This is a genomic window from Caballeronia sp. LZ035 (assembly GCF_031451175.1).
Lineage (GTDB): Bacteria > Pseudomonadota > Gammaproteobacteria > Burkholderiales > Burkholderiaceae > Caballeronia.
On record NZ_JARUXS010000002.1, the window covers coordinates 1,170,602 to 1,195,810 of the forward strand.

Annotated in this window: 23 protein-coding genes; 7 read left to right on the forward strand and 16 right to left on the reverse strand. The window is 65.1% G+C overall.

The features are described 5' to 3' along the window. The first annotated feature begins 25 nt into the window (after positions 1 to 25). The 6 genes from aldA (at position 26) to QCE88_RS20940 (ending at position 7,730) form a co-directional block, all read left to right on the forward strand. Positions 26 to 1,450, forward strand: coding sequence for an aldehyde dehydrogenase (gene aldA / locus QCE88_RS20915; protein WP_309905679.1), 1,425 nt, complete (start codon positions 26 to 28; stop codon positions 1,448 to 1,450). Between the two features lie 100 nt (positions 1,451 to 1,550). Further along, a complete protein-coding gene (locus QCE88_RS20920) occupies positions 1,551 to 2,852 on the forward strand; it encodes an MFS transporter (RefSeq protein WP_309905681.1) in 1,302 nt (433 codons plus the stop codon). Next, complete coding sequence (locus QCE88_RS20925; RefSeq protein ID WP_309905683.1) at positions 2,849 to 4,066, forward strand: mandelate racemase/muconate lactonizing enzyme family protein; 1,218 nt, start codon at positions 2,849 to 2,851, stop codon at positions 4,064 to 4,066. The genes QCE88_RS20920 and QCE88_RS20925 overlap by 4 nt, the downstream gene beginning before the upstream one ends. An 18-nt stretch (positions 4,067 to 4,084) precedes the next feature. After that, positions 4,085 to 5,740 carry a GMC family oxidoreductase N-terminal domain-containing protein gene (locus QCE88_RS20930; protein WP_309905685.1) on the forward strand — a complete coding sequence of 552 codons (1,656 nt, stop codon included), beginning with the start codon at positions 4,085 to 4,087 and terminating at the stop codon, positions 5,738 to 5,740. A 135-nt stretch (positions 5,741 to 5,875) separates the two neighbouring features. Further along, positions 5,876 to 6,790, forward strand: coding sequence for a LysR substrate-binding domain-containing protein (locus tag QCE88_RS20935; protein ID WP_309906538.1), 915 nt, complete (start codon positions 5,876 to 5,878; stop codon positions 6,788 to 6,790). A 58-nt stretch (positions 6,791 to 6,848) separates the two neighbouring features. After that, positions 6,849 to 7,730: a LysR substrate-binding domain-containing protein gene (locus QCE88_RS20940; RefSeq protein ID WP_309905687.1), complete on the forward strand. Its 882-nt coding sequence runs from the start codon at positions 6,849 to 6,851 to the stop codon at positions 7,728 to 7,730. 7 nt (positions 7,731 to 7,737) lie between these two features. On the opposite strand, the gene QCE88_RS20945 is transcribed toward QCE88_RS20940, so the two are convergent. The 16 genes from QCE88_RS20945 to sctU form a co-directional block, all read right to left on the reverse strand. Then, positions 7,738 to 9,039: an MFS transporter gene (locus QCE88_RS20945; RefSeq protein WP_409018195.1), complete on the reverse strand. Its 1,302-nt coding sequence runs from the start codon at positions 9,037 to 9,039 to the stop codon at positions 7,738 to 7,740. Between the two features lie 156 nt (positions 9,040 to 9,195). Continuing rightward, a complete protein-coding gene (locus QCE88_RS20950) occupies positions 9,196 to 10,635 on the reverse strand; it encodes an NAD-dependent succinate-semialdehyde dehydrogenase (protein WP_309905689.1) in 1,440 nt (479 codons plus the stop codon). Next, the gene (locus tag QCE88_RS20955; protein WP_309905690.1) at positions 10,632 to 11,669 is read right to left on the reverse strand and encodes an aldo/keto reductase; all 1,038 of its coding nucleotides are present in this window, start codon (positions 11,667 to 11,669) and stop codon (positions 10,632 to 10,634) included. Before QCE88_RS20955 ends, QCE88_RS20950 begins: the two co-directional genes overlap by 4 nt. 13 nt (positions 11,670 to 11,682) lie before the next feature. Beyond that, positions 11,683 to 12,195 (reverse strand): formaldehyde-activating enzyme, encoded by a 513-nt coding sequence (fae, locus tag QCE88_RS20960; protein ID WP_309905693.1) that lies wholly within the window; start codon positions 12,193 to 12,195, stop codon positions 11,683 to 11,685. Between the two features lie 332 nt (positions 12,196 to 12,527). Next, a complete protein-coding gene (locus tag QCE88_RS20965) occupies positions 12,528 to 15,200 on the reverse strand; it encodes a winged helix-turn-helix domain-containing protein (RefSeq protein ID WP_309905694.1) in 2,673 nt (890 codons plus the stop codon). 235 nt (positions 15,201 to 15,435) lie between these two features. After that, positions 15,436 to 15,891: a CesT family type III secretion system chaperone gene (locus tag QCE88_RS20970; RefSeq protein WP_309905696.1), complete on the reverse strand. Its 456-nt coding sequence runs from the start codon at positions 15,889 to 15,891 to the stop codon at positions 15,436 to 15,438. A gap of 99 nt (positions 15,892 to 15,990) precedes the next feature. Continuing rightward, the gene (locus QCE88_RS20975; protein ID WP_309905698.1) at positions 15,991 to 16,212 is read right to left on the reverse strand and encodes a hypothetical protein; all 222 of its coding nucleotides are present in this window, start codon (positions 16,210 to 16,212) and stop codon (positions 15,991 to 15,993) included. A 164-nt stretch (positions 16,213 to 16,376) separates the two neighbouring features. Beyond that, a complete protein-coding gene (locus QCE88_RS20980; protein WP_309905699.1) occupies positions 16,377 to 16,619 on the reverse strand; it encodes a type III secretion protein in 243 nt (80 codons plus the stop codon). A gap of 43 nt (positions 16,620 to 16,662) precedes the next feature. Next, on the reverse strand, positions 16,663 to 17,709 hold the full coding sequence (locus tag QCE88_RS20985; protein ID WP_309905702.1) for a type III secretion system protein: 1,047 nt from the start codon (positions 17,707 to 17,709) through the stop codon (positions 16,663 to 16,665). Between the two features lie 87 nt (positions 17,710 to 17,796). Continuing rightward, positions 17,797 to 18,657, reverse strand: coding sequence for a hypothetical protein (locus QCE88_RS20990; protein WP_309905704.1), 861 nt, complete (start codon positions 18,655 to 18,657; stop codon positions 17,797 to 17,799). Beyond that, entirely contained in the window at positions 18,654 to 18,917 is a 264-nt protein-coding gene (gene sctS / locus QCE88_RS20995; protein ID WP_309905706.1) for a type III secretion system export apparatus subunit SctS, read from the reverse strand. Before sctS ends, QCE88_RS20990 begins: the two co-directional genes overlap by 4 nt. A 7-nt stretch (positions 18,918 to 18,924) precedes the next feature. Continuing rightward, complete coding sequence (sctR, locus tag QCE88_RS21000; RefSeq protein WP_309905708.1) at positions 18,925 to 19,578, reverse strand: type III secretion system export apparatus subunit SctR; 654 nt, start codon at positions 19,576 to 19,578, stop codon at positions 18,925 to 18,927. Next, positions 19,562 to 20,746, reverse strand: a complete 1,185-nt coding sequence (gene sctQ, locus QCE88_RS21005; RefSeq protein WP_309905710.1) for a type III secretion system cytoplasmic ring protein SctQ — start codon at positions 20,744 to 20,746, stop codon at positions 19,562 to 19,564. Before sctQ ends, sctR begins: the two co-directional genes overlap by 17 nt. Further along, complete coding sequence (sctP, locus tag QCE88_RS21010; protein WP_309905712.1) at positions 20,721 to 21,272, reverse strand: type III secretion system protein SctP; 552 nt, start codon at positions 21,270 to 21,272, stop codon at positions 20,721 to 20,723. The genes sctQ and sctP overlap by 26 nt, the downstream gene beginning before the upstream one ends. Beyond that, a complete protein-coding gene (gene sctV / locus QCE88_RS21015; protein WP_309905714.1) occupies positions 21,269 to 23,338 on the reverse strand; it encodes a type III secretion system export apparatus subunit SctV in 2,070 nt (689 codons plus the stop codon). The genes sctP and sctV overlap by 4 nt, the downstream gene beginning before the upstream one ends. A 5-nt stretch (positions 23,339 to 23,343) precedes the next feature. Further along, positions 23,344 to 24,402 carry a type III secretion system export apparatus subunit SctU gene (gene sctU / locus QCE88_RS21020; RefSeq protein WP_309905715.1) on the reverse strand — a complete coding sequence of 353 codons (1,059 nt, stop codon included), beginning with the start codon at positions 24,400 to 24,402 and terminating at the stop codon, positions 23,344 to 23,346. Between the two features lie 217 nt (positions 24,403 to 24,619). Between sctU and QCE88_RS21025 the strand changes: the two genes are divergently transcribed. Next, positions 24,620 to 25,201 carry an HrpB1 family type III secretion system apparatus protein gene (locus tag QCE88_RS21025; protein WP_309905717.1) on the forward strand — a complete coding sequence of 194 codons (582 nt, stop codon included), beginning with the start codon at positions 24,620 to 24,622 and terminating at the stop codon, positions 25,199 to 25,201. The last annotated feature ends 8 nt before the right edge of the window (positions 25,202 to 25,209 follow it).

Consider the following 25,209-nt stretch of genomic DNA (forward strand, 5'->3'; position numbering starts at 1 on the left):
TACCGCAATCGGAGACAGCACGGATATGCAGCCAGAACGGAATTTTGTGAACGGGCGTTTTATCGAACCCGTCGGCGATGCGCTCACCGCCATCCTCAATCCCGCGACCGAAGAGGTGGCAGGGCAGGTCCACAACGCGTCGCTTGAACAGGCGCTGCTCGCCGTCGATCAGGCCGCCGCCGCACAACGTCAATGGCGCGCACTGCCCGCCGCCGAACGCGGTGCGCACATGCAGCGGCTCGCGGATGCGATCGTCGAGGTGTCCGCCGAGATCGGTGCGGCGTTGGCGAAGGAGTCGGGCAAGAGCGTGACAGACGCCACCAACGAAGCCGTCTATGCCGCGCAGATCACGCGCTATCACGCGGAATGGGCACGCCGGATCGAAGGCGAAGTCATTCCGAGCGATACGCCCGATGAAAATCTCGTGCTGCATCGCGAGCCCATCGGCGTCGTGGCGTGCCTGATTCCTTTCAATTTCCCTATCTACACCTTACTGCGCAAGATCGCGCCGGCGCTGATCGCGGGCAATGCGGTGGTCGTGCGCCCGAGCAACAACACGCCGCTGTCGGCCTTCGCACTGGCGCGCGCCGTCGAACGCGCCGCGCTGCCGGCGGGCGTCATCAACATCCTCGCGATGGATCACGCAACCGCCGAAGCGGTCTGCACGCATCCGAAGGTCGGCATGATCACGCTGACCGGCAGCGTCAACGCGGGCCGCAAGGTACTCGAATACTGCAAGGCGAACATCGCGAAGCCGTCGCTGGAACTGGGCGGCAAGACGCCGGCCATCGTCGAGCCGGACGCCGATCTGCCGAAGGCCGCGCGTGAACTGGTCGCCTCCAAGCTCACGCACTGCGGACAGCTTTGCACGGCCATCGAGCGCGTCTACGTGCATGAAAGCATTCACGACGCCTTCGTCACGCTGTTGCGCGACGAGATGAAGGCGAAGCAGATCGGCGATCGCAGCGAGGATGCGGGCTTCATGGGGCCGCTCGTGAATCGCACGTCGCGCGACGGCATTCACGCGATGGTGCGTCGCGCGATCGAAGCGGGCGCGAAGCTCGAAACCGGCGGCGAGTTGCCGGAGGGCCGCGGCTTCTTCTATCCGCCGACGCTGCTCTCGAACTGCCGTCAGGACATGGAAGTCGTGCAGGAAGAGACCTTCGGGCCGGTGCTCGCCGTGCTGAAGTACGCGGACATCGACGAAGCGCTCGCAATGGCGAACGATCACCAGTTCGGTCTTTCGTCGGTGCTGTACACGGAGAACTACCGGACGGCGATGAAGGTCGCCAATTCGATCGAAGCGGGCGAGCTTTATATCAACCGTACGCCCGCTGATCCGTATCAAGGTTTTCACGCCGGCTGGAAGCGCTCCGGCATCGGCGGCGACGACGGCAAGCACGGCATGCTGGAGTTCACGCAGACGCGTCTCGTCGTCATGAAGTACTGATCCGCGCAGTCTCTCTTTTCATCACCAACAAAAACATATCGAAGGTTCGGCCGCGCGGCATCTGAATGCCGTGCGTCGCTGTCCTTCCAGGAGCACACCTGTGTCATCGAATCCCGCTCAAACCGGCCGCGACGTCGCGGCGCCGGGCGAAGGCTCACGCGCCGACCGCTATATCCAGCTCGCCTTGCTCGTGATCGCGGCTGGCGCCATTTATCCGATCCTGTATCTGCGGCAGGTCTATCAGCCGACGATGCTGGAAGTCTTCCACATCTCCGAGTCGCAGCTCGGCTATCTCTATTCCGCGCTCGGCACGATCTTCCTCGTGTGCTACCTGCCGAGCGGCTGGCTCGCGGACCGCATCGCGCCGCGCGTGCTGATCAGCTTTTCGCTGATCGCGACCGGCGCGCTCGGACTGTGGTACTCCACGGCGCCCGCGTTCGGCTCGTTGATCATCATCTTCGGCTGCTGGGGCATGACGACCGGCCTGACCTTCTGGGCCGCGATCATCAAGCGTGTGTCGATGATCGCCTCCGCCTCGGAGCAAGGCCGCTTCTTCGGCCTGCTAGACGGCGGACGCGGCCTGGTCGAGGCCCTGCTCGCAACCATCGCGATCTCGCTGTTCGCGTGGGCCACGCAGACGCACGGCGATTCGACGGCGGCGGGCTTCAAGCTGGTCGTCTACCTGTACGCGTTCCTGTGCATCGGCCTGGGTGTGGTGCTTGGGTTGGTGCGCGATCCCGCCGCGACGCAAGTGAAAGAGACGAAGCGCCGCGACAGCAACGTGATGCGCGATCTTGGCGTGCTGCTGAAGAACCCGCAACTCTGGCTGCTCGCCGCCATCGTGTTCTGCGGCTATCAGGTGTTCTGGGCCACGTATAGCTTCTCCGCGTATCTGCACGAGAAGGACATCGGCTTGTCGGTGGTCGCGGCGGGCTTCATCACGACGCTCAAGCTGTGGATGCGTCCGATTGGCGGCATCGGCGGCGGCTTCCTCGGCGACCGCTTCTCGAAGACCTCCGTGCTGGTGTTCGCGCTGTTCGCGGCTGCTGCTGCGCTGCTCGTGCTGATGGCCGCGCCGTCGATCGGCAGTCATGCGCTCATAGCGGTGGTCGTGCTGTTCATCGGCGTGATGACCTACGCGATTCGCGGTCTCTACTGGTCGCTGCTGGATCAATGCAAGGTGCCCGCCGAAACGATGGGCCTCGCCATCGGCCTCGTGTCCGTTATCGGCTATTCGCCGGATGCCGTGCTGCCGCTCATCAACGGCTATCTGACGGAGACCTACCCGGGCGTACACGGCTATCAACTCTACTTCGGCTACATCGCCTGCATGTCCGCACTCGGCGGCGTGGCCGCTCTCGTCTTCAAGCATCGACTCGACAAGCAGGAGTCTCAACGATGAAAATCGCCGCGCTGGAAACGCATATCGTCGCCGTGCCGCCACCTCATGTCGGCGGCATGTACTGGATCTTCGTCAAGCTGCGCACGGAGTGCGGCATCGAGGGCGTCGGCGAGATCTACGCCGCAACCTTCCATCCGAAAGCGATGACGCCGATCATCGAAGACGTGTTCGAACGCTATCTGCTCGGTCACGATCCGCATCATGTGGAGCGGCTGTACCGTGAAGCGTATTCGAGCGGCTTCACGCAGCGTCCCGACCTCACGATGATGGGCGTCGTCAGCGGGCTGGAAATGGCGTGCTGGGACATCATCGGCAAGGCGGCGAACAAGCCGGTCTATGAACTGCTCGGCGGCCGCGTGCATGAACGCCTGCGCTCGTACACGTATCTCTATCCGAAGAACAGCCGCGGAGAGTACGACTACGACGATCCCGATCTCGCCGCCGAATGCGCCGCGCACAACGTGTCGCTGGGCTTCACCGCCGTCAAGTTCGACCCGGCCGGACCGTACACCGCGTATTCCGGCCATCAGCTTTCGCTCGACGTGCTGGATCGTTGCGAACTGTTCTGCCGCAAGGTACGCGAAGCGGTCGGCAGCAAGGCCGATCTGCTGTTCGGCACGCACGGGCAGATGGTGCCCTCGTCCGCGATCCGCCTGGCGCAGCGGCTGGAAAAGTTCGATCCGCTGTGGTTCGAAGAGCCGGTGCCGCCGGGACAGGAACACGCGATGGCGCAGGTTGCCGCGAAGACCAGCATTCCGATTGCGGCAGGCGAGCGCCTGACCACCAAGTACGAATTCTTCAAGCTGCTCGACGCGCGCGCCGCATCGATCCTGCAATTCAACGTCGGACGCGTGGGCGGGCTGCTCGAAGCGAAGAAGATCGCGAGCCTCGCCGAAGTCCATTACGCACAGATCGCGCCGCATCTCTACAACGGTCCGGTGGGCGCGGCGGCGAGCATCCAGATTGCCGCGTGCTCGCCCAATTTCCTGATTCAGGAAAGCATCGGCACGTGGGACGGTTTTCATGCCGACGTGCTCAAGTCGAAGATTCGCTGGGAAGACGGGTACATCATTCCGTCGGACGAGCCGGGACTCGGTGTCGAACTGAACATGGACGTCGTGCGCGCGCATACGCCGTACACCGGCGAACGGCTGCATCTGCAAATGGCCAGCGCGCCCGTCGACGTGAAGGACCTCGCGCCCGCCAAGGGCTGAACGAAAGGCATCGGGATCATGGAATTCGATTACATCATCGTGGGCGCGGGATCGGCGGGCTGCATCCTCGCGGACCGGCTTTCGGAGTCGGGCGAGCACTCGGTACTGCTGCTCGAAGCGGGCGGCGCGGACAGTTCGTTCTGGTTCAAAGTGCCGGTGGGCTTCACCAAGACCTACTACAACCCGCAATACAACTGGATGTATTACAGCGAACCGGAAGCGCAACTCAACGGCCGCCAGCTGTATTGCCCGCGTGGCAAGGTGCAGGGCGGCTCCGGCTCGATCAACGCGATGATCTACGTGCGCGGCCAGCCGCACGATTTCGACGACTGGGAGCGCGCCGGCAATCAGGGCTGGGGCTTTCGCGACGTGCTGCCGTACTTCCGCCGGCTCGAATCGCACTGGGCGGGCAACACGGAGTATCACGGCGCGGATGGGAAGATCGCCATTTCGTCGATGAAGGCCGATGCGCATCCGATCTGCGGCACGTTCCTGGAAGGCGCGCGGCAAGCGGGCTTCCCGGTTATCGGCGACATCAACGGCGCAGACTACGAAGGCGCGACCATCTACGACATCAATGCGCGCAACGGCCAACGTTCGTCGAGCAGCTTCGAATATCTGCACCCGGCGCTCTCGCGCAGCAACTTGCGCGTGGAGCGCGACATCACTGTCAGCCGTGTCTCGTTCGACGGCAAGCGCGCGACCGGCATCGAGGCGTCGCGCCACGGCAAGACGCTGCGCTTCCAGGCGAAGCGCGAAGTGATTCTCGCGGCGGGCGCGGTGGATACGCCGAAGCTGATGCAGCTGTCGGGCATCGGCGACAAGGCATTGCTGGCCCGGCACGGTATTCCGTTGCTGCACGAGCTGCCCGCCGTCGGCAAGAATTTGCAGGATCATCTGTGCGTGAGTTTCTACTATCGCGCGACCGTGAAAACGCTCAACGATGACCTGGCGTCGCTGTTCGGCAAGATGAAAGCGGGCCTGCGCTATCTGACCCGGCGGCGTGGACCGCTCTCGATGAGCGTGAATCAATCGGGCGGCTTCTTCAAGGGCGACACGCGCGAAGCCGAACCGAACCTGCAACTGTATTTCAATCCGCTGTCGTATCGGATTCCGAAGAGCAGCAAGGCGCGGCTCGAACCGGAGCCGTATTCGGGCTTCCTGCTGTGCTTCAACCCGTGCCGTCCCACGAGCCGCGGGTCGGTCGAGATCGGCTCGAACCGCGTGGAAGACGCCGCGAAGATTCGCGTCAACGCGCTGACCACGGAGAAGGACTTGCAGGAAGCAGTGCAGGGCAGCCGGCTGATCCGCAAGATCATGGACTCGGGCGCGCTGCGCGGCATGACCGCTGAGGAAATCTCGCCGGGCCCGGACGTGACGAGCGACCGCGCGCTGCTCGATTATTTTCGCGATCAGTCGGGCTCGATCTACCATCTGTGCGGTTCGTGCACGATGGGACCGGACGCGGCGACGTCCGTCGTCGATGCGCGTCTGCGCGTGCACGGCCTGGAGGGGCTGCGGATCGTCGATGCATCGGTGTTTCCGAACATCACGTCCGGCAACATCAATGCGCCGGTGATGATGGTCGCGGAAAAGGGCGCCGACATGATTCTCGAAGACGCACGGACGGACGCCGCGCGCCGCGTTACACCGACCGAGCTTGCCACGGCTTGATGCACTCAACTAAGGCGTGCCCCGAAGCGGCATAATCTGCTTCGATTCGTACGATGCCGCCTCAGAGCGGCATGAGACCGGGGCGAGGCGCGTGGGCGCCGGTTTGGGTCGAAGGAGACCGACGTGAAGCGAAAGATGCCCGCCCTGAATGCGCTGAGGGCTTTCGAGGTTGCCGGCAACACCGGCAGCTTCACGCGTGCGGCAGAAGTGCTGCACGTCACGCAAAGCGCGGTGAGCCGCCAGGTTCGCCAGCTCGAAACCCAACTCGGCGAAGCGCTTCTTTTGCGCCGTCATCATCAACTGGAACTCTCGGCCACCGGGCGCCTGCTGTTGCAGGCGCTCAAGCTTTCGTTCGACCGTATCGAACTGACGGTGCGCAGCATTCAGGAAAAGACCCATTTGAAGCGCCTGCGCGTCAACGTACCGCCGACCTATGCCAGCCGCTGGCTGATGCCGCGCCTGCAATCGCTGCGCGCGGCCGCGCCCGAACTCGAACTCACGGTGACGACGAGCCTGAAGGACGATCTCGCGGAATCGGGCGGGCTTGATTGCGCGGTGCGCTTCGGCGACGGCGAATGGGAAGGCCTCGACAACCAGGTGCTGATGAACGAACGGCATGTCGCGGTGTGTTCGCCCGCGCTGCTGGGCGGACGCATCGAACCGGTGGAAGATCTGAGCGCCTTCACGATGCTGCACGTACTCGCGAGCAGCGACCAGCGTTATCTCACCTGGCAGCACTGGCTGAAAGCCGCGCATATCGACGATGTCGATCTCGGCGGCGGCTACGAGTTCGACTTGCTCGATCACGCGATCCGCGCGGCGGTGGACGGCCTCGGCGTCACGATGGCCGACCGTCACATGATCTCCAGCGAACTGCGGCAAGGCACGCTCGTGCCGTTGCGCGACGTCGAGGTGGACGGACACCAGTCCTACTGGCTCGTGACGCGGACCGGCCAGGACGATGCGCCGCAGGTGGCGTTGTTTCGTGACTGGCTGCATCGGGAAATTGCGGAACAGGAACGCGCGTGGCCGCCGCGCGTTCGGGAATAGGCAGCACGCGCGCCACAGACAAAATATATAAAAGATAAAACGTACGAAGGAGACAACCGTGCGCCGTCTGCCATCGCTGACCGCGTTGCGTTTTTTCGAGGAAAGCGCGCGCCATATGAGCTTCAACAAATCGGCCACTGCGCTGTGCGTCACACCGGGCGCGGTCAGCCGGCAAATCCGTCTGCTGGAGGATGCGCTCGGTCCGAAACTGTTCGAACGCGATCACAAGGGCATTCGCCTCACCAAGCCTGGCGAGGAATTGCTCGCGTGTCTGTCCGAGGCGTTCGATTCGATCGAGCGCGTCACACGCATGCTGTCCGGCGCCCGGCGCGGCGAGCGCAAGCCGCTCACGGTGACCGCGCCGCCGACCTTCGCCACACGCTGGCTGTCGCCCCGTCTCGGGTCGCTGATGGACGCCGTGCCCGACATCGATCTGTCCGTACGCACGGATGCCCGCGAGGATCGTCATTGCTGCATTCGCTTCGGCTATCAGGCGCGCGCGGATCACCACTCCGAATTGCTGTTCAACGAGCGGCATGTGCTGGTCGGTGCGATGAAGTTCGCCGGGCAGTCCGTCGAGGCCCTGCTGGAACGCGTGCCGACGCTCCATGTCCTGCACAACGACGCGCGGCTTTCGCTCTGGCCCGACTGGCTCGATGCAGCCGGTTTGTCGCGTTCGCATGCACAGAAAGGGATCGAATTCTCCACGCTCGATCAGGCAATCCACGCCGCGCGCGCCGCGTCGGGGCTTGCGGTCGTGGATCGCAACATGATCGTCTCCGACCTGCGTGAAGGCGCGCTGGTGCAGCTCTCGCCGGTGGAATCGGCCGGGCCGTACGGCTACTGGCTGGATCTCGCGCCATCTCATGCGGACTCGGACAGCGTGCAGGCGTTCGCGGAATGGCTGCGCGGCGAAGGAACCACGGCCGCGCAGCCTTGACGCGCGTTTAACTACCGCTCGCCTGATTCAAGGTCAGATGCTTGGTCTCGGGCGCCCAGGCAATCGAGACGATCATCCCGACGAGCAGCACGGCGGCGAGCGCGAGCATCGTCATCTGGATGCCGGCCTGCGCAATGCCCACCGGCAGCAGGAACGTGCCGATGGCCGAACCGAGCCGGCTGCATGCAATCGACAGGCCGACGCCACAGGCGCGAGCTTCCGTCGGAAAGCACTCGGGCGGAAACACGCCGACCAGGTTCGAGAATGCCGACATCGTCAGCGTGAAGACGCCGAACGCGACGAGCATGCCGAGGTTCATCGACGCAGGCAGCATCGCCAGCGCAAACAGCGAGGCGCAACACACCGCGAACGAGCCGATCAGGAACGAACGGCGCGACAGCCTGATCGTGAGCCAGATGCCGAGCAGCGCGCCGAGCACGAGGAAGGCGTTCAGCAGCAGGTCCGCGCCGGAACCTTCGGGCAGATGGATCGCGGTGAGAATGCTCGGCAGGAACGTGTAGATCGCGAAATAGGGAATCACGAGACACACGAAGAACGCACAGTTGAACACCGTGCGGCGGATCAGGTCCGGCTTGAACAGGCGCGCGAAGCCGCCTGCGGGCGCGTCGTGCTCGCCGGGACCGCCGTCGAGCGTCACGTTCGGGCCGAAGTACTTGCGTACGATGCGCAGCGCTTCATCCGCGCGGCCATGGCCGAGCAGCCAGCGCGGCGACTCCGGCGTGCCGATGCGCAGGATCAGCACGAGGAAGGCCGGCACGCCCGCGGAGGCGAGCAGCCAGCGCCACGCATCCGGCGACGCATCGGCGTAATGCATGCCGAGCACGTTGGCGATCACATAGCCGATGGTCCAGATCACGCTGAACGAGCCGAGCAGCGTGCCACGATGCTTGCGCGGCGAGAACTCCGCGAGGATCGCATGGCCGACGGCGAAATCGCCGCCCATGCCGAAGCCGATCAGCACCCGCAGCGCGACGAGAATCGCGGGCGTGGTCGCATAGAACTGCGCGAAGGCCGCCGCGGTGATGATGACGAAGCTCAGCAGGAAGATCTTCTGCCGGCCGAGCTTGTCGGACAGCCAGCCGAACACGAGACTGCCGATAAAAATGCCGATCAGCGCCGACGAGCCGAGCAGGCCCATCCAGAAGGCATCGAGTGGAATCTGCTTGTTCAGCGACGACAGTGCATAGCCGATCGTGCCGAGCGCGAAGCCTTCCGTGAAATGCGCGCCGAAGGTCAGGCCCGCGATCTTCACGTGGAAGCGGTTGAGCGGAACATCGTCGAGTGCGATGGGCTGCTGCGCGGCGTGATGCGGGGTGCCGGCAGACGGGCCGAGCGCCTGCGGGCTCAGGCTGTGAGTATCCAAGAGTATCTCCTCCAATGCGGAGTCAGGAAGGCCGCGCACGCGATGGTCTTATCGTTCGGGCGTGCGCAGCGGGATGATGATTCAGCGGCCGAGTCCGGCCATCATCAGGTACTTGAGTTCCATGTATTCGTCGAGGCCGTACTTCGAACCTTCACGGCCCAGGCCCGACTGCTTGACGCCGCCGAAGGGGGCGACTTCCGTCGAGATGATCCCGTCGTTGATGCCGACCATGCCGCTCTCCAGCGCCTCGCCGACGCGCCACGCACGGCCCAGATCGCGCGTGTAGAAGTACGCGGAGAGGCCGAAGGGCGTGTCGTTGGCGGCGGCGACGGCTTCCTCTTCCGTCTTGAAGCGGAAGCACGCGGCGACCGGACCGAAGGTTTCCTCGCAGGCGATCTGCATCGAAGGCGTGGCGTCCGCGAGCACGGTCGGCTCGTAGAACGTGCCGCCGAGCGCATGCGGCTTGCCGCCGGTGAGGATGGTCGCGCCCTGGCTCACGGCATCGGCGACGTGGGTCTGCACCTTCGCCAGCGCCGCTTCGTTGATGAGCGGACCCTGATCGAACTCGCCTTCCAGACCGTTACCGACACGCAGCTGATGCACCGCGCGCGTCAGCGCCTGCGTGAAGGCGTCGTAGATGCCGTCCTGCACATAAAAGCGGTTCACGCATACGCAGGTCTGTCCGGTGTTGCGGAACTTCGAGGCGATGGCGCCCTGCACGGCGGCGTCGATGTCGGCGTCATCGAAGACGATGAAGGGCGCATTGCCGCCGAGTTCCAGCGAGAGCTTCTTGAGCGTATCCGCCGATTGCTTCGCAAGCAGCTTGCCGACGCGCGTCGAGCCGGTGAACGACAGCTTGCGCACGTCCGGCGACCCGGTGAGCGTCTGGCCGATGGCGACGGCATCGCCGGACACGATGTTGAACACGCCCGCCGGAATGCCCGCTTCCTCGGCGAGCACGGCCAGCGCGAACGCGGAAAGCGGCGTCTCTTCCGACGGCTTCAGCACCATCGTGCAACCGGCGGCAAGCGCCGGTCCGGCCTTGCGCGTGATCATCGCGAGGGGGAAGTTCCACGGCGTGATGGCCGCGACCACGCCCACCGGTTCGCGCGTGACGACGATCTTCGAATGCGGCTTCGGGCTCGGAATGATGTCGCCATAGGCGCGCTTGGCTTCTTCCGCGAACCATTCGAAGAAGCTCGCCGCGTACGCGACTTCGCCCAGCGCTTCGGCGAGCGGCTTGCCTTGCTCGCGCGTCAGCAGTTCGGCGAGCGTGTTGCGGTTCGCAAGCATCAGTTCGCCCCAGCGCTTCACGCGCGCGCCGCGTTCCTTCGCGGTCAGCGCGCGCCAGGCGGGGAACGCGCGCTTCGCGGCATCGATCGCGAGCTGGGTTTCCACGCTGCCGCCGCGCGCGACCTGGGCGATCACCTCGCCCGTCGCGGGATTGCGCACCGGATAGGTGGCCGCGCTTTCGCGCCATTGGCCGTCGATATAGTGAGTGGTTTGCAGAAGGCCGTTCATGCTGCACGCTCCAGGGTTTCTTCGAAGACGCCTTGCGCCGGCCGCGATTCGCGCGCGATGCGCCGTCCCGCCGTGTAGTCGTTGATCAGATCGCACGGCGTGTAGTGGCGTTCGAGTTCGTGCAGTTCGTCTGCGTCGAGCTTCGTGTCGAGCGCGGCGAGGGCGCTGTCGAATTGCGCCGGCGAATCTGCGCCGACCAGCATGCTGGAAATGCCCGGGCGGCTGAGCACCCAGGCCTGCGCGATCTGCGCCGCCGATACGCCGCGCCGCGCCGCCACGCGCGCCACGGACGCCGAGATGGCTTGCGACGCGGGATCGCCATACATCTGCGCGGTGAAGAAGTCGGTCTGATTGCGCGTGGACTTCGCATCCGACGTGAGCAGGCCGCGCGCGAGCGGACTGAACACCGAGACGCCGACGCCCTGGTCGATGCAATACGGCACCATCTCGCGCTCTTCCTCGCGATAGGCGAGGTTCAGCTGCAACTGCATGTTGATGGGCTTGTGCCAGCCGTGCCGCTCGCAGGCCTGCATGATCTTGGCGAACTGCCACGTGTACATCGTCGACACGCCGATATAGCGCGCCTTGCCCGAACGCACGATATCGTCGAGCGCGCACATCGTTTCTTCAACGGGCGTGTTCACGTCGAAGAAATGCAGCATGTAGACGTCGATGTAATCCATGTCGAGACGCTTGAGCGACGCGTCGATGCCGTCCATGATGTGCTTGCGCGAATGGCCGCCCGCGTTCGGGTAGCTCGCCATGTCATAGCCGACCTTGGTCGTGACGACAACTTCCTCGCGCTTCACGAGACGCTTCAGAATGCGGCCGACGACTTCCTCGCCGACACCGGTCGAGTAGAAATCGGCGAGATCGATGAAGTTCACGCCTGCATCGAGCGCGTGCTTCACGATGGGTTCGCTTTGTGCTTCGTTGAAAATCCAGGGCTTCCATTGCGGCGTGCCCATGTTCATCGTGCCGAGGCACAGACGCGACACCTTGAGGCCGGACTGGCCGAGACGTTGATATTCCATGTGCGGAAGCTCCTCAGCGCTTTTTCGGCGTGTAGAACGGGTTCGACACGTCGCGCGCGGCCTTGAACACGGCTTCCTTGCGCGGCAGACCTTCGAGCGCGGCGATGATCGCGTTCTTGCAGGCGCGGTAGTTGTTCTCGAAGACGGCGTCGAGATCGTCGGTCTTCGGATTGACCCAGTTCGCCGACACGACAACCCAGTCGTTCTCCGCTTCGGGCGGCAGCGTGCCGTTTTCGAGCGATTCAGCCACGGCCTTCGCGATGCCTGCCTGCGACGCGCCCCAGGTGGCATTGCCGTGGAAGTCGCTGTCGATCGGCGCCTTGTTCACGTAGAGCGTGAGCGGCTTGGTCGGCACGCCCGGCTGGGCGATCACGACGAAGGGCGCATGGCCCGCGGAGGGCGTCGCGAGCGCGGTGGCGAACGCCTGACCGGCGGGGCCGTTGCGCGGCCCGACCAGCACGTTGATATGGGCGAGATTCACGCCCGGTCCTTCGAAGCCTTCGCCGATGAAGAGTGTCTTGTCCATTGCCTTGATTCCTGTGCCTGTGTGAGATGTCGGTCAGCAGCCACCACTGCGGTGGATGAGAGCGATTCTGTGACGGCCTTCAGGGGAGGAGGAATCGAGGATTTCTCAAGGTGGGGTTGACGAAAGCTCAACTCGGGGTTGACCCGGAGGGCCGACGGCAACGGTCGAGGGTTCGATCGGGGTTTCTTCGCGGCGAACATGCCGAACCCGCGATGACGCCTGCTCCGGCGAACCAGGCCGCCGCAACGGATGACGGTCAAGGTGCGAGGCGGCCCGTCTGTCTGTTCGGCTGGAACCCCGAGATTCGCACTTGAGGGCAGCCCATGCGCGAATCAGCTGCGTGACGACGCCATCTCCGCAATCCGCCGCACGAGCCGCGTGGCGCGCTGACCGCGTGCAACATCCATCGCACGGTGAAGCAGGCGGACGACTTCAGCCTCGTCGGCACCCGCGCTTCGGCGCAGCGCGGCGCTCACCCGCAAGGCTTCGGGAAGCAGCCAGCGGCGTCCGCTGCTTTCCAGACTCACCACCAGCTGGTCCATCAGGCGAGAGAGTGCAGCAGCGCCCACTTCCCGCCGCGCGGCGTCGGCGAAACGCTCCAGCGACAGCAGGTCGACGAGCGTCGCGTAGCGCCGTTCGAGATTCGCCAGCGCACGATCGACGAGTTGCCGCGCGGCCTCGTTGCCCTCGCTCGCTTCGGTCCAAAGCAGGAAGCTGCGGCCCACCGGCTCCCACGCCGCCAGCCCATGTTCGCGTGACAGCGAACAAAGAAGGCGCGCCTGTTGCCCGATCCGCGCGTCGTTTTCTTCGAGCAGAAAGAGGATGCAGGCCAATGCCGCCGCCGCACAGCGCGAGACCGGATCGGGCTGTTGCCGTGCATCGGTGAGGGCGCGCAGCAGTGCGGGATCCGAATGCGGACGCGCGCCGGTCAGCCAGAGCGAAATGGCGAGCGCGTTGTGCGACACCGCCGCGACCGGATGCCCGTCGAGCTGATTGTCGCTGCCCGCCAGTTCATCCATGGCTTCTTCGTGACAGCCGTCGAGCGTCAGCAGGACGCCGCGCATCAGCTTGTAGCCGGGATGCGTGGACGAGCCCTCGCATTCCTGCACGATGCGTTCGCGCACCGGCCCAAGCAGGTCGGGATGATCGTCGCCGTAGCCTGCCTGAAGGGTTCGCAGCAGCAGCGCCGAGAGTCCGCGCAAGCGCATTTCGTCGTCGGCGCAGGCGGTCGCGAGGTCGTAGACACGCCACCACGCCGCCACCGCTTCCGCCGCCGGACGCTTCGGATGCATGCGCCCCAGCGCCTCCGCGAGCATCAGCGTGAGCAGCATATGATCGCGAACCTTGAGCGTCGCGTGCGCGTCCGGATGAGCGAGCGTACGGCCGATCCATTCGATGCGCTCCGCTTCGCGCCGCGTCTCGCTCCAGAGGTCGCGCGATGCCTGCAGGAGCTTCACGGCCAGTTCGATCCGCCCCGCATCGATCGAGGTGTTCAGCCCGCGGCGCAGGTCGGCGAGGAGCGCGTGCGAGTCGTGTGAGAAAGACCCCCCACGCGCAAGCCATTGCGCGTGGCGCAGCGAGGCATCGGCGTAAGCGGTATCCGGCTGGAGAACCAGTTGCGCGAGGGTGTACTCGCGGACTGCGGCGTGCAGGGTCAGCCGGACGATGCCGTCGTCATCCGCAGCCGACACCGTCACAAGGCCCGCGTCCAGACCTTCTCGCACCGTCGCTTCATCGCATGCCGCGATGCACTGCGCATCGGCCCACGACAGTGGACGCGCGCAAAGACTCAGGCATCGCAGCGCCCGCCGCGCGGATTCGCCGAGCGCATCGAAACGCGTGGCGATCACCGTTCGCACCGCGTGCTCAGCAGGCAGCGATGCCACATGCAGGCCGCTACGCCGCGACAGCATCGCGCAAAACTCGCGGTCCCAGTGGGCGAGGGCATCGCCCGCCGATGCGCCCGCAATCTGCTGTGCCGCCAGTTGCAACGCGAGCGGATTGCCCGACACCGCGCGGCAAATCGACGCAATGGCGGGATGCGTGTCGTCTGCCGTCGCGCCGGCGGCATGCAGCTGCATCGTGAACAGCTTCGTTGCATCGGAAAGATCGGCGAAGCGCAAGGGCGCAAGCGGCAAAAGATACTCGCCCGGCACGAAGAGCGGCGCTTGGGCGCAGACCATCACGTTCGCGCGCGTGTGCGCGAGCATCGCTTCGATCACGCTCGCCAGGTCCTGCGCGCTCTCGCCGCCATGATCGATCACGAACAGCGCAGGGCGCTCGCCGAGACTCGCGACCAGCGCATCGATGCCCATGTCGGGCTGCGCCACGCCCGCCTGTGCCGCGATTTCCTCGGCCAGATGCGCGGGCAGGGTCGCCATGCCGAGATCGATCCAGTACACGCGCTCCTCGAACAGCGCCGCGACACGCGGAGCCGCCTCACGCGCGAGCCGCGTCTTGCCGATGCCGCGCGCGCCCATCAGCGTGACGAGCCGTTCCTGCGCGATGCGCATCGTCAGTTCGGAGAATTCGGCGTCGCGGCCCACGAGCGGCAGATGTGCCAGCGGATCGGCATGGGAAGCGATGCGCGTCGCAACCTGCACCGGCCGATGCTGTGCGGCCGGTGTCGCGTCGACGGATGCGGCGGGCGCGTCGTCGAGTTCGTCGCGTATCTCGACCCATTCAGTCGTGAGCCGATAACCGCGGCGCGGCACCGTTTCGATCAGATCGCGGTCGTCGCCGAGCGCGCGGCGCAACTGCGACACCAGCGCCTGCACGCTGCTGTTGGCGACCGGCTGTGACGATGGCGACGAGCCCTGCTGCAAGTCGCTGACCGGCACGATGCGGCCGCGCGCATCGACGAGCGCGAGCAGCACGTCCATGGCGCGCTCGCTGACGGGCACGGCTTTGCCGTCGAGCGAAAGTGCGCGCGACGCACGGCGCAGTTCAAAGCGTCCGAAACGCGTGACACGCTCCGTTGCGGGGAGAGTTTCTTGTTCTTTCATGCAAGCGGTGAGTGGTCTGGGGTGTGCAGGCGGGCTGCCTCCTGGTGCGCAAGAAAGGGCGCAAGGAAAGGCGCGAGAAAGCCGCATGCATCGTCCGCTTGTTATGCGTGGCCGCCGTGACTATCGCATATTGTCCCGATGCGCGTGTGCACGCGCCGTCATCATGCCGATAACGACAAGGACATTCATCGCCGCGTCATGCAGGAGCTTCATGCAGGAGCTTCATGCAGGAGCTTCACGCGCGCAGCCAGACGAACTCGCCCGCCGCGATGCCTTCGAAGCGCTCGTCGCTCGACTCGACGATGTTCTGCCGCCAGTAGCGGCCGTGATCCGCATAGTGGGACAGCATGTCGGCGAGGGTTTCGCCGTCGAGGTCGTCCGCGAAGGGCGCGCGCACGATCAGGACCACGCAGCCCGTGTCGGTGTCCATGCCGAGCTGCGCCTGATCCTGCGCATAGATGAGCAGATTTGCTTCCAGCATCAGCCGGAACACCGTCAGCGCGCGGCCCGCGCTCACCGCGCCGTACTGGAAGGTGATGTAGAGCGCGTCTTCGTCGCTGTCGAAGAAGTCGAGACGCACGTCGAATCCTTCGACCTCGATGGAGCGCGTCTCGAGCACATGAGCCGCGTCGGGCAGGCCGACGGCGGCGCACAGTGCGTCGATCAGGGTTTCGTAGCGGGCAGCGCTCATGGCATCGAAGCAAACGAAAAGCGCCGGCATGCGACGATGCCGGCACAGGGTGCGATGGCAGCGCGGATCAGGCCACGCCGCCGATGCCTCACATGTCTCTTACGAAGCCTTGGCGGCGTCCTTCAGGCCCGATGCGCCGCTCTTGAGCGCTTCGCCGGCAGCCTGCTTGACGCTGGCTTGCGACTGGGCCTGAGCGATTTCCAGACCTTGCTGCGCGTTCGCGGCGATCTGGCTCGTGATCGCGTCGGTGCTGACGCCGCTGCCTGCCGAACCTGCGCCGCTCGCTGCTACGTTGCCTGCCGTCGAGGTAATCGTACCCATGATGCACTCCTTGGTGGTAGAGGAAGAAAAAGAAGCCATTCGATGCGGACCGCTCGCCCGGCCCGCGCGCTCGAACAGCGTGTTGCAGGCCGTGACGGGACATGCGCGCAGCGTCGTCCCGTCACGGCGTTCCGCGCGCGTGGCGCGAAATCCGTGTGGCGCGATTACTTCGCCAGTTCCTGTTCGCGCAATTGCGCGATGACCCGGCTCGCCGCCATCAGGCCTTGATAGATCTTCGAGCGGTTGTTGCGGTCCAGTTCGTTGCCGCCCGACGCATCGCCGACGGCTAGCGCGCTGTCGCGCAGCGCCTGTTCCAGCGCATCGAGACGCGGCGCCGCCGCGGGATCGGCCAGCAAGGTCTGAAGATGATTGAAGTCATCGGCGTGACGTTCCAGCGCTTCGTACATGTTTTCTCCTGATTCCGCTTCAATGTCCGCTTCAATGTCCGCTTCAATGCGGCAACTCGGGTTCGGCATCGGCATGGGCTTCGGACGCCGGCATCGTGTAGATATGCTTCACGCCGTCGGGCGTTTGCGCGTACTGCACGTCGCCCGCCGACACCAGCGCGATATACGTTCCCTTCTTCGGCGCGGCCGCCGGCTGCACGACGTCCGTCAGCGCCATGCGAATCGTGCGAATGCGCTTGCCGAAGTCACCTTTCACGCGCGCGAGCGCCTGCTCGACGCGCTGCCTGTCCGCGACCGTGCCCGACAGCGTGAACACGCCCTGGCCGTCGTACTTCACCTCCACACCGTCGATGCCGATGGCGTCGCGGATACCGCGCGCCGTCTCGTCGGCGATGCCGTAGCGCCGTGCCACCACGCCCGGCTTCAGGCGTTCGAACACCTGCCGCGCCATGTAGTCGTCGCTGGCGCTGCGCACCATGCCGGTGGCGATGACGCGCGGGGCGCCGTCGTCGCCGGCGGTGCCGTCGGGCGCGACGTGAAGTTCATTCAGATGCGCTTCCGCCAGCGCGCGCTCGAGCTTCTGTTCCATTTGCACGTCGGGCGGGGCGATGGCCGCGCGGCTGACGTTCGTCGTCAGCGCGAAGCTGATGCCTACCGCCGCGACGCCCACGGCCGCGCAAGCCACGGCGATGCTCGCGTAACGGCGACGCTGCTGCGAACGCGTCCCGCCAGCCGCTGCCGCGTCTTCGCTTGCGCCCGGTTCGGATGGACCGTTCAGCAGGGTCGAGAGCAACGCGAGATCGCTCGGCCAGGTGGCGTCGGCCCAGCCGATGCACACGACGGTCTCGTCGAACTGCATCGGCACAAAATCGATCATCCAGGTCCTGCACGGATCGAGCGTCGCCGTGCCCGCCTCGATGCGCTCGCTGCATGTGGCGCCGCTCTCGTCCATGCTCAGCAGCACGTCGGGGCCGCGCCAGTCGGTGAGCTGGATGTCGGCGTCGTCATCGCGGCCAATGCGATGCGCGCCCGGCGTCAGTACCACCTGCGCGCCCGCGTGATGTCCGGTAAGTATGCGTAGCAGTTTCATGACGGATCGTGCCTTGCCGTGCTCGCTGCGATGAATGAACTGTAGCGAGCGCATACGTGCCCTTGGTGCAGTGACGCGAAGACGGCGTCAGACATGCGAAGCGTCGAGCGCATGGAGCGTGGCGTTCGTGCGCGCCTGATTCGAACGGCGCAGCGGGCGCTGCATCATCAACAGATGCAATCCCGCGAGCAGGTTGAAGTCCGCCATGCGTGCCGAAGGTGCGCCGTGTTTTTTCGAGCGTTCGATCAACCGTTCCTTGATGGCTTCGATGCTGCCCGCGTCCAGCGAGCCTTGGGCGAAGCGCGCCGCGGTCGCTTCGCGGGCCAGACGCAACAGCAGCGAGTCGATACGTGCGTGCGGATTCGTCTGGAGTTGGCGGCGCAGCGAGAGCAGGGCGTCGCAGCAGGCGTCGGCGAGATGCGTCGCCGTGTGATCGAGCAGGTTTGCGCTTGCCGACGAAGCCACCGGGGCCGCGTGCAGCGAGCTAAGTCGCCATGAGCGTTCGCGGCGGTCCTGATCGCGTTGCTGCTGGCCTTGCCCTTGTCGTTGTCCTTGTCCTTGCCCCTGGTTTTGGCCCTGCTGTCCGCCGCCGCGTCCGCCGTCACGCGTGACCCGCGATCCGCCCGCACGGTGTAGCGGCGAGCGCTGCATCGAGGCATGCGCATGCTTCAGCACCTGAGGCGCCGTCTTGCGTGATGCGCTGAACTTGCCGCGCTTCGTCATGCGCGGTTTGCGCGCCTGCGCCAGCCGCGCGCGCAGCTTGTTGGCCCGCAACTTGTTCGACAGCAACTTCGCATGCGCGCGATGCGCATTGGCAAACGCCGTCTGCCCGCGATACAGGCTCGCCTGATGGTCGGATCCGGCAGCATGCTGCGCGCGGTCCTCGCGCGCGCGCTCGGCCTGCGCGAGCGCTTCGGTGCGGGCATCGCCGCCGACCTTCGGATTCATAGCGGCAGCGCGGTGCGCATCATCTGATTGGCAAAATGCAGCACGGCGGAGGCCGCGAACGGCGCCGCGATCACGATGGTGACGACGACCGCAATCAGCTTCACGCCATGCGGCAGCGTCTGATCCTGCATCGACGTGATCGCCTGGAAGAACGAAACCGCGAGTCCTACGGCCGCCGCGACGATCACCACCGGCAGCGAGCAATAGAGACACAGCAGCATGCCTTGCGCGGTGGCGCCGGTGAGTGCGTCCAGATTCATGTCGAGGTCACTTGTAAGTCAGCACGAGGCCGTGAATGAGCGTGGACCATCCATCCATGACGACGAACAGGAGCAGCTTGAACGGAATGGCGACGTTGGTCGGCTGCACCTGATTGAGGCCCATTGCCAGCAGCACATTGGCGATGATCAGGTCGACCACGATGAACGCGATGTACAGCAGGAAGCCGATCTTGAACGCATCGGTCAGTTCGCTCAGCGTGAACGACGGCGCAAGCACGAACAGGTCGTCCTCGGTCAGCTTGCTGGCTTCTTCCTTCGGCCACACGAGCGAGGCGGAGCGCAGGAAGAAGCGCTTTTCGCGTTCGTCGGCGTGGCTCGCGAGGAACTTGCGGAACGGCTCGCGCGCGGCGCTGAACGCCTGCATCACTTGCTGCGAACTGGACTCGCCCGCCATCGGCGAACCCGACATGTTATGCGTCGCGCTGATGGCGACCGGTGCGAGCACGTACGCCGACACCAGAATCGCGATGCCGTTGAGCACCATGTTCGGCGGCACCTGCTGCACGCCGAGCGCATTGCGCAGCAGCCCCAGCACGACGACAATCTTCATGTAGCAGGTCACGACCATCGCGACGAACGGGAGAATGCTGATCGCCAGGACGACGAGCAGCAGTCCCGTGAGATCACCGAACTGAACCATCGCCGTGCGCCATGCTGACGATGCGGATGCCCAGATGCTCCGCCACCGAGATGAGTTCGCCAAAGCCGATGGTCTGCCCGTGCGCCACCAGCCGGATGCGCGCATCTTCGACGGGCGTATCGAGTTCGATCACATAGCCCGCGCGCAGCGACGAAAGCTGCGCAAGCGGCAGCGCCACGCTGTCGAGTTCGAACTGCACGGGCAGGTCGAGTTCGCCGATTTCGATGACGTCGCTCGCGGCGTTCGGGCTGTTCGCAAGCGGCGTCGCGCCGTCGTCGATGAAATGTGTCTCGTCGGTCATGATGGGATCCTCGGTGATGGCAAGGCTGCCGCCGTTCATCTGTGCGGAAGCGGTCAGCCGTTTCAGGCCAGGCGTGCCCCAGGCGGCGCGCACGGTGAACGCGTCGCCCTGGCGCAGCGCGGTTTCGGTGGCCACGGGCATCGTGCGCAACAGCACGTCGCCGGGTCGCAGCGCTTCGAGCGCGTCGATCGCGACGCGGCGTGCGCCAATGGCAATGCGTCCCGGCACACGGCACGCCATCCCGGGTGCGACCGGGTGCATGTTCCGGATACGGCGCTCGAAGAGCGCGAGAACGGCCGGCGTGGCGTGGATCAGCGCGCGATGCCTGCGAGCGTTGAACGTCAATTCGAGCCCTGCGCTGAGCGTGTCGTCGGGCGTGTCGAAGGAGTCGGCACAGACAATGCCGGCGACGCGCCAGGTGCCTGTGCCGCTCGCCAGCAGCGCTTCCGTCAGCGGCGCCAGAAGCGCGGCGGCAAGCGCCTGCCGCAGCGCCTCTGCACCCGCGGACGCCGCGAGGATACGCAGCGCCGGATAGCGTTGCAGGTCGAGATCGATGGCAAGCGTCCCCGCCACGTGCGTCAACACGATGCGTCCCGGTTCCGCGAAGGATTCCTCCGACGCCGACGCGCTCAGCTGCCACGATTCGACGCCTGCGCATTGCAATGCCAGCGCATCGGTCCGTGCATCGAACAGCACGCGGCTCGCTTGCGCCAGCGCTTCGGGAACCCGCCGCAATGCCGCGGCCAGCCCTTCGTGCGACGCGGCGAATGCCTGCTTGTCAAGCGCTGCGGACTCGTTGAACGCAATGGCCATGAGATCGGGATGGAAGTGGAACGGCGCGTCACCAGATAGCGATATCGACTTCACGCGGTTCGCCCCATGCATCGAGCAGCGCCGACAGTTCGCGATCCAGCATCGGGTTATGCTGCAAGAGTAACTGGCGGCTGGAAGCGTCCTGCGTGTCGAAACGAAGCTGGAGACAGCGAGGCGAAAGCGTGAGATACAGCGTGGTCGCCGGCAGAATGCGCGGATCGAGCGGCATGCGTACTTCCCAGTTGCCCGATTGCGTGATCGCGCGATGCGCGCAGAACGCGGTCACTTCACGCGCCACACGGCCGATCAGCGCAATGAACGGCTCTTGCTGGCGGTACGCTGCATCGACAATGGGCGCGCACACGGCACCAATGCGTTCGGCCAGCGGATGCTCGGGCGCATCGTGTTGCTCCTGGTGTTCATCGCGCCGGGTATCGACATGACCTTGTTCGATTGCAGCAACGCGCGTGCGCCGCATCAGCGCGGCATAGTCCACGCGGCGCGGACGCAGGCGCGCGGCCGGCGCTGCCTCGTTCTGCTCCGGCAAGAGCGGCGCGATGATGCGCACGAGCCGGCTCACAGCGTCACGCGGCCGAGCGGCTGCAAGTCAAGATGCGCGCCGAGTTCCTGATACGAGTACACGGACAGCCAGCCGAGTTGCGCCTCGATCATGCGGCGCACGTAGCGGCGAATGTCCATCGACGTGACCAGCGCGATGCCCGCACGCGGCGCCGCACCGGCAAACGACTGAATGCTGTCGACGAGAAACTTCGCCTGATCCGGCGGCAGCGCAAGGTAGTTGCCGGTCGGCGTTTGCTTGATGGCCTGACGGATGTGCTGTTCCACCGGCATGTCGAGCAGCACGACCGGCAACTGCTTCGCGCCGCCGGCCGCGCGATGCGCAAGGAAGCGCGAAAGATCGCCGCGCACGTATTCGGTGAGCATCAGCATGTCTTTCTCTTTCGGGCCCCACGAAATGAGGCTTTCCATGATGTTGCGCGCGTTGCGGATCGATACCTGCTCTTCGAGCAGGCGCCGCAGGACATCGGCGATACGCTGCGGCGGCAGCACCTTCTGCACCTCGGCCACCAGGCCCGGATACTCCGCGCCGAGTTGTTCGAGGATGTACTGCACTTCCTGCACGCCGACGAAGAGCATTGCGTGCTGCCTGAGCAGCGCGACCGACGCATGCGCAATCAACTGCTCCGCGCGCCATACGCGCGAGTTCGCGGGCACGGCGTTCTCATCGATCCAGTAGGTCGCATGACCGTTGGCGACGAGCGGCGTGCCGACGTCGCATTGCGCGATCAATGCGGTTTCGCTCGATTCGTTGGCTACACTCAGATCGGGCAGCATGACCTTGCCCGCTTCCAGCGACAGCGAAAGCTGCGGAACATCCTGCATCAGAAACTCGCAGGTCGAAGGCGCGAGACGGTCCGACACCCACATCGTGATGCCCGGAAACGGCACGCCCAGTTCTTCCTGCAAGGTGGCGCGTTCCGCTTCGAACGCCCGGTCCAGCGCCGCCGGATTGATGCGCGCCACGAGATCCGCCGCGATGCGCACGCCGATGGGCGCGGCAAACGCAGGCGCGTGCGGCATGATGGCGGGCGCGTGTGCCTTCGAACCGGCGCGCTGCATCGATCCCAGCGACTCGGCGACGGGCGCGGCGCGCTCCGGCTTCTTCTTGCCGAGCTTGTATGACGCAAACCCCAGCGTCGCCGACAACAAGACGAACAACGGCCACGGAAAGCCCGGCACGGCCGCAAATGCGAGCAGCAGGAACGAAGCAAAGGCCAGCGCGCGGGGATTGCTCGTGACCTGCCGCCCGATCTCCGCGCCGAGCGACAGATGCTTGTCGTCGCGCTCGTCGGCGACGCGGGTAATCATGACGCCTGCCGCAACCGACAGCAGCAGCGACGGAATCTGCGAGACCATCGCGTCGCCGATCGAGAGAATGGAGAAGCGGTTCGCCGCCTCGCCTGCCGTCATCCCGTGATACGCAACACCGACCGCCAGCCCCGCCACGATATTTACCACGGTGATGATGAGGCCCGCGATGGCATCGCCCTTGACGAACTTCATCGCGCCGTCCATGCCGCCGTGCAACGCGCTTTCGAGTGCGAGCGTGGCGCGCTTGCGGCGCGCTTCGTCTGCGGTGAGATTGTTGGCGCGCAAGTCGGCGTCGATACTCATCTGCTTGCCGGGCAAGGCATCGAGCGTGAAGCGCGCGCCGACTTCCGCCACCCGCTCGGAGCCCTTCGCGATCACGATGAACTGCACGACCGTGATGATCGTGAACACGACAATGCCCACCACCAGATTCCCGCCGACCACGAGCTCACCAAAGCTGTCGATGATGTCGCCCGCTTCGGCATGCAGCAGAATCGACTTGGTCGAGGCAATGTTCAATGACAGCCGATACAGCGTCGTGAACAACAGCAGCGTCGGAAACGACGACAGCGACACGATGCTCGGCACGTAGAGCGTAATCATCAACAGGGTCACGCTGATCGCCAGGTTCAGGCTCAGCAGGATGTCGATGAGAAAGGTCGGCAGCGGCAGGATCATCAGCGAGATCATCGCGACGATGAGCGCCAGGAGCGCGACTTCGCCGCCTGCGGGGAGTTTGAGGGTTTTCAGCATCGTATTCAGATCTCGCTCAATGAACGCGCGCCGAGCGACTCGACCCAGCGCAGGATCGCGGCCACGGTTTCGAACAGTTCTTCGGGAACCGGCGCGCCGATTTCCACCTTGTAGAGCGCGCGCGCCACGGGCGGATTGCCCACGATGGGCACGTCCGCCATTTGCGCTTCGCGGCGCAACCGCGCGGCTTCCTGGTCGTAGCCCTTGGCGATGATGACGGGCAGCGGATTCTCATCGGGTGCATAGCGGATCGCGACGGCGTAATGCGTGGGGTTCACCACCATCACGCTCGCCGCACCCACGCGCGGCCGTGGCGCGCTGGTCGCCATCTCGCGGGCGAGCCGGCGGCGCTCGCCCTTGATGACCGGATCGCCCTCATCCTGCTTGTGCTCGCGCTTGACCTCGTCCTTGCTCATTTTCTTGCTGCGAATGAAGAGCCATTTCTGTAGCTTCACATCCGCCGCTGCGAGCGCGACGAAGACCACGGCCGCGATGCCGAACAGTTTCAGCACCATGCCCGAGAACAGTCGCGAGAGTTCCGGCAAGGGTTGATAGAGCGAGCCCACGATCATCGGCAAGAGTCCCTTCACGGTCTGCCACATGACGATGGCGACCGTCGCGCCCTTGATGAACATCTTCGCCAGATCGATCAGCGCGCGCACCGAGAAGATCTTCTTGAAGCCCGCCATCGGGCTGACGGCCTGCAAGTTGAACGAGACCGGCTTCATCGATATCTGGAAGCCCACTTGCGGCATCAGCGCCAGACAGACCGCCAGCATCGCAACCGCGACCGGAATCGCCACGGCGCCGGCCACGCGCGAGCCGATCTGCTGCAAGGCCACCGCGAGCGACACCATGTCGTGCGCGCCGCCCACGAAATGCAAGGCGATTTCGAGCGACGAACGCGCTGCATCGACGATACCGCTGCCCGCCGCGAGCAGCGCGACCACGCCGGCCGCGAGCAAAACGCCGTCGACGAGATCGGAACTCTTCGATACCTCGCCGTCCTTGCGCGCATCCTTCAGCTTTTTCTCGGTGGGCTGCTCGGTCTTTTCGTCGCTCATCGGCAGGCGCCTGAAGGAAATCGTGCGGTCGATCTTATGCGCCGCCCGTCAGGTAAGGGCGATGCCTCGCGAAGCGCGCGCAGCGAAAGCGAAGTGCACACGACGCTTCGCATTCGCGCAGAAGGCTTCGCACGGCGGTGAAAGACGCACGCACGCCATTGTTATGGTGAGAGCGGGTCGCCAGTGGCGGCAATTCATTCCACGGAGGTTTCACGTCATGCTCCCGAGCCAGTCATCGCCGTCTCCCGACTATCTGCGCTGCAGTCACGATGTGGTCTGCGGGCTGATCGAGACGGTTTCCGCCGCGCTGTTTGCGCACTTTCCGAAGGCGGCCGGCGACACGCTCGACGTCGAACTCGTGCTCGACGCGCTGCGCGTGTTCCGCCCGAACGTGACGGAAATCGGCATGCTCGACGGCGTGCTGCATATCGTGCATGGCCGCTGGGACGATGCCGCCCATGCGCTGCGCGCGGTGATCGATCTCGCCCCCGAGTTCGCCTATGCCAAGGCGATGATGGCCTACTGCCTGGCCTCGCGCGGCGAACCGGGCTGGCGTCAGTGGGCGCACAACGCACTCGAATCGAGCCCGAACCAGGAAACACTGACACTGGTGCGAGCGCTCGAAGCGCGCGAAGACCTCCAGCATGCGATGCACGACTATCGCGGCGGCGACTTCGTGATGCCGGAATCGGTGCAGACCTTGCAGGAGCAGGCGCGCGAGGCGGAAGAGGCGCAGCATGCATCCGCTTCGGGGGCCGCCTCGATGCCGGACCCGCAATTCAGCTATCTGCGCGCCTGAACGTCATA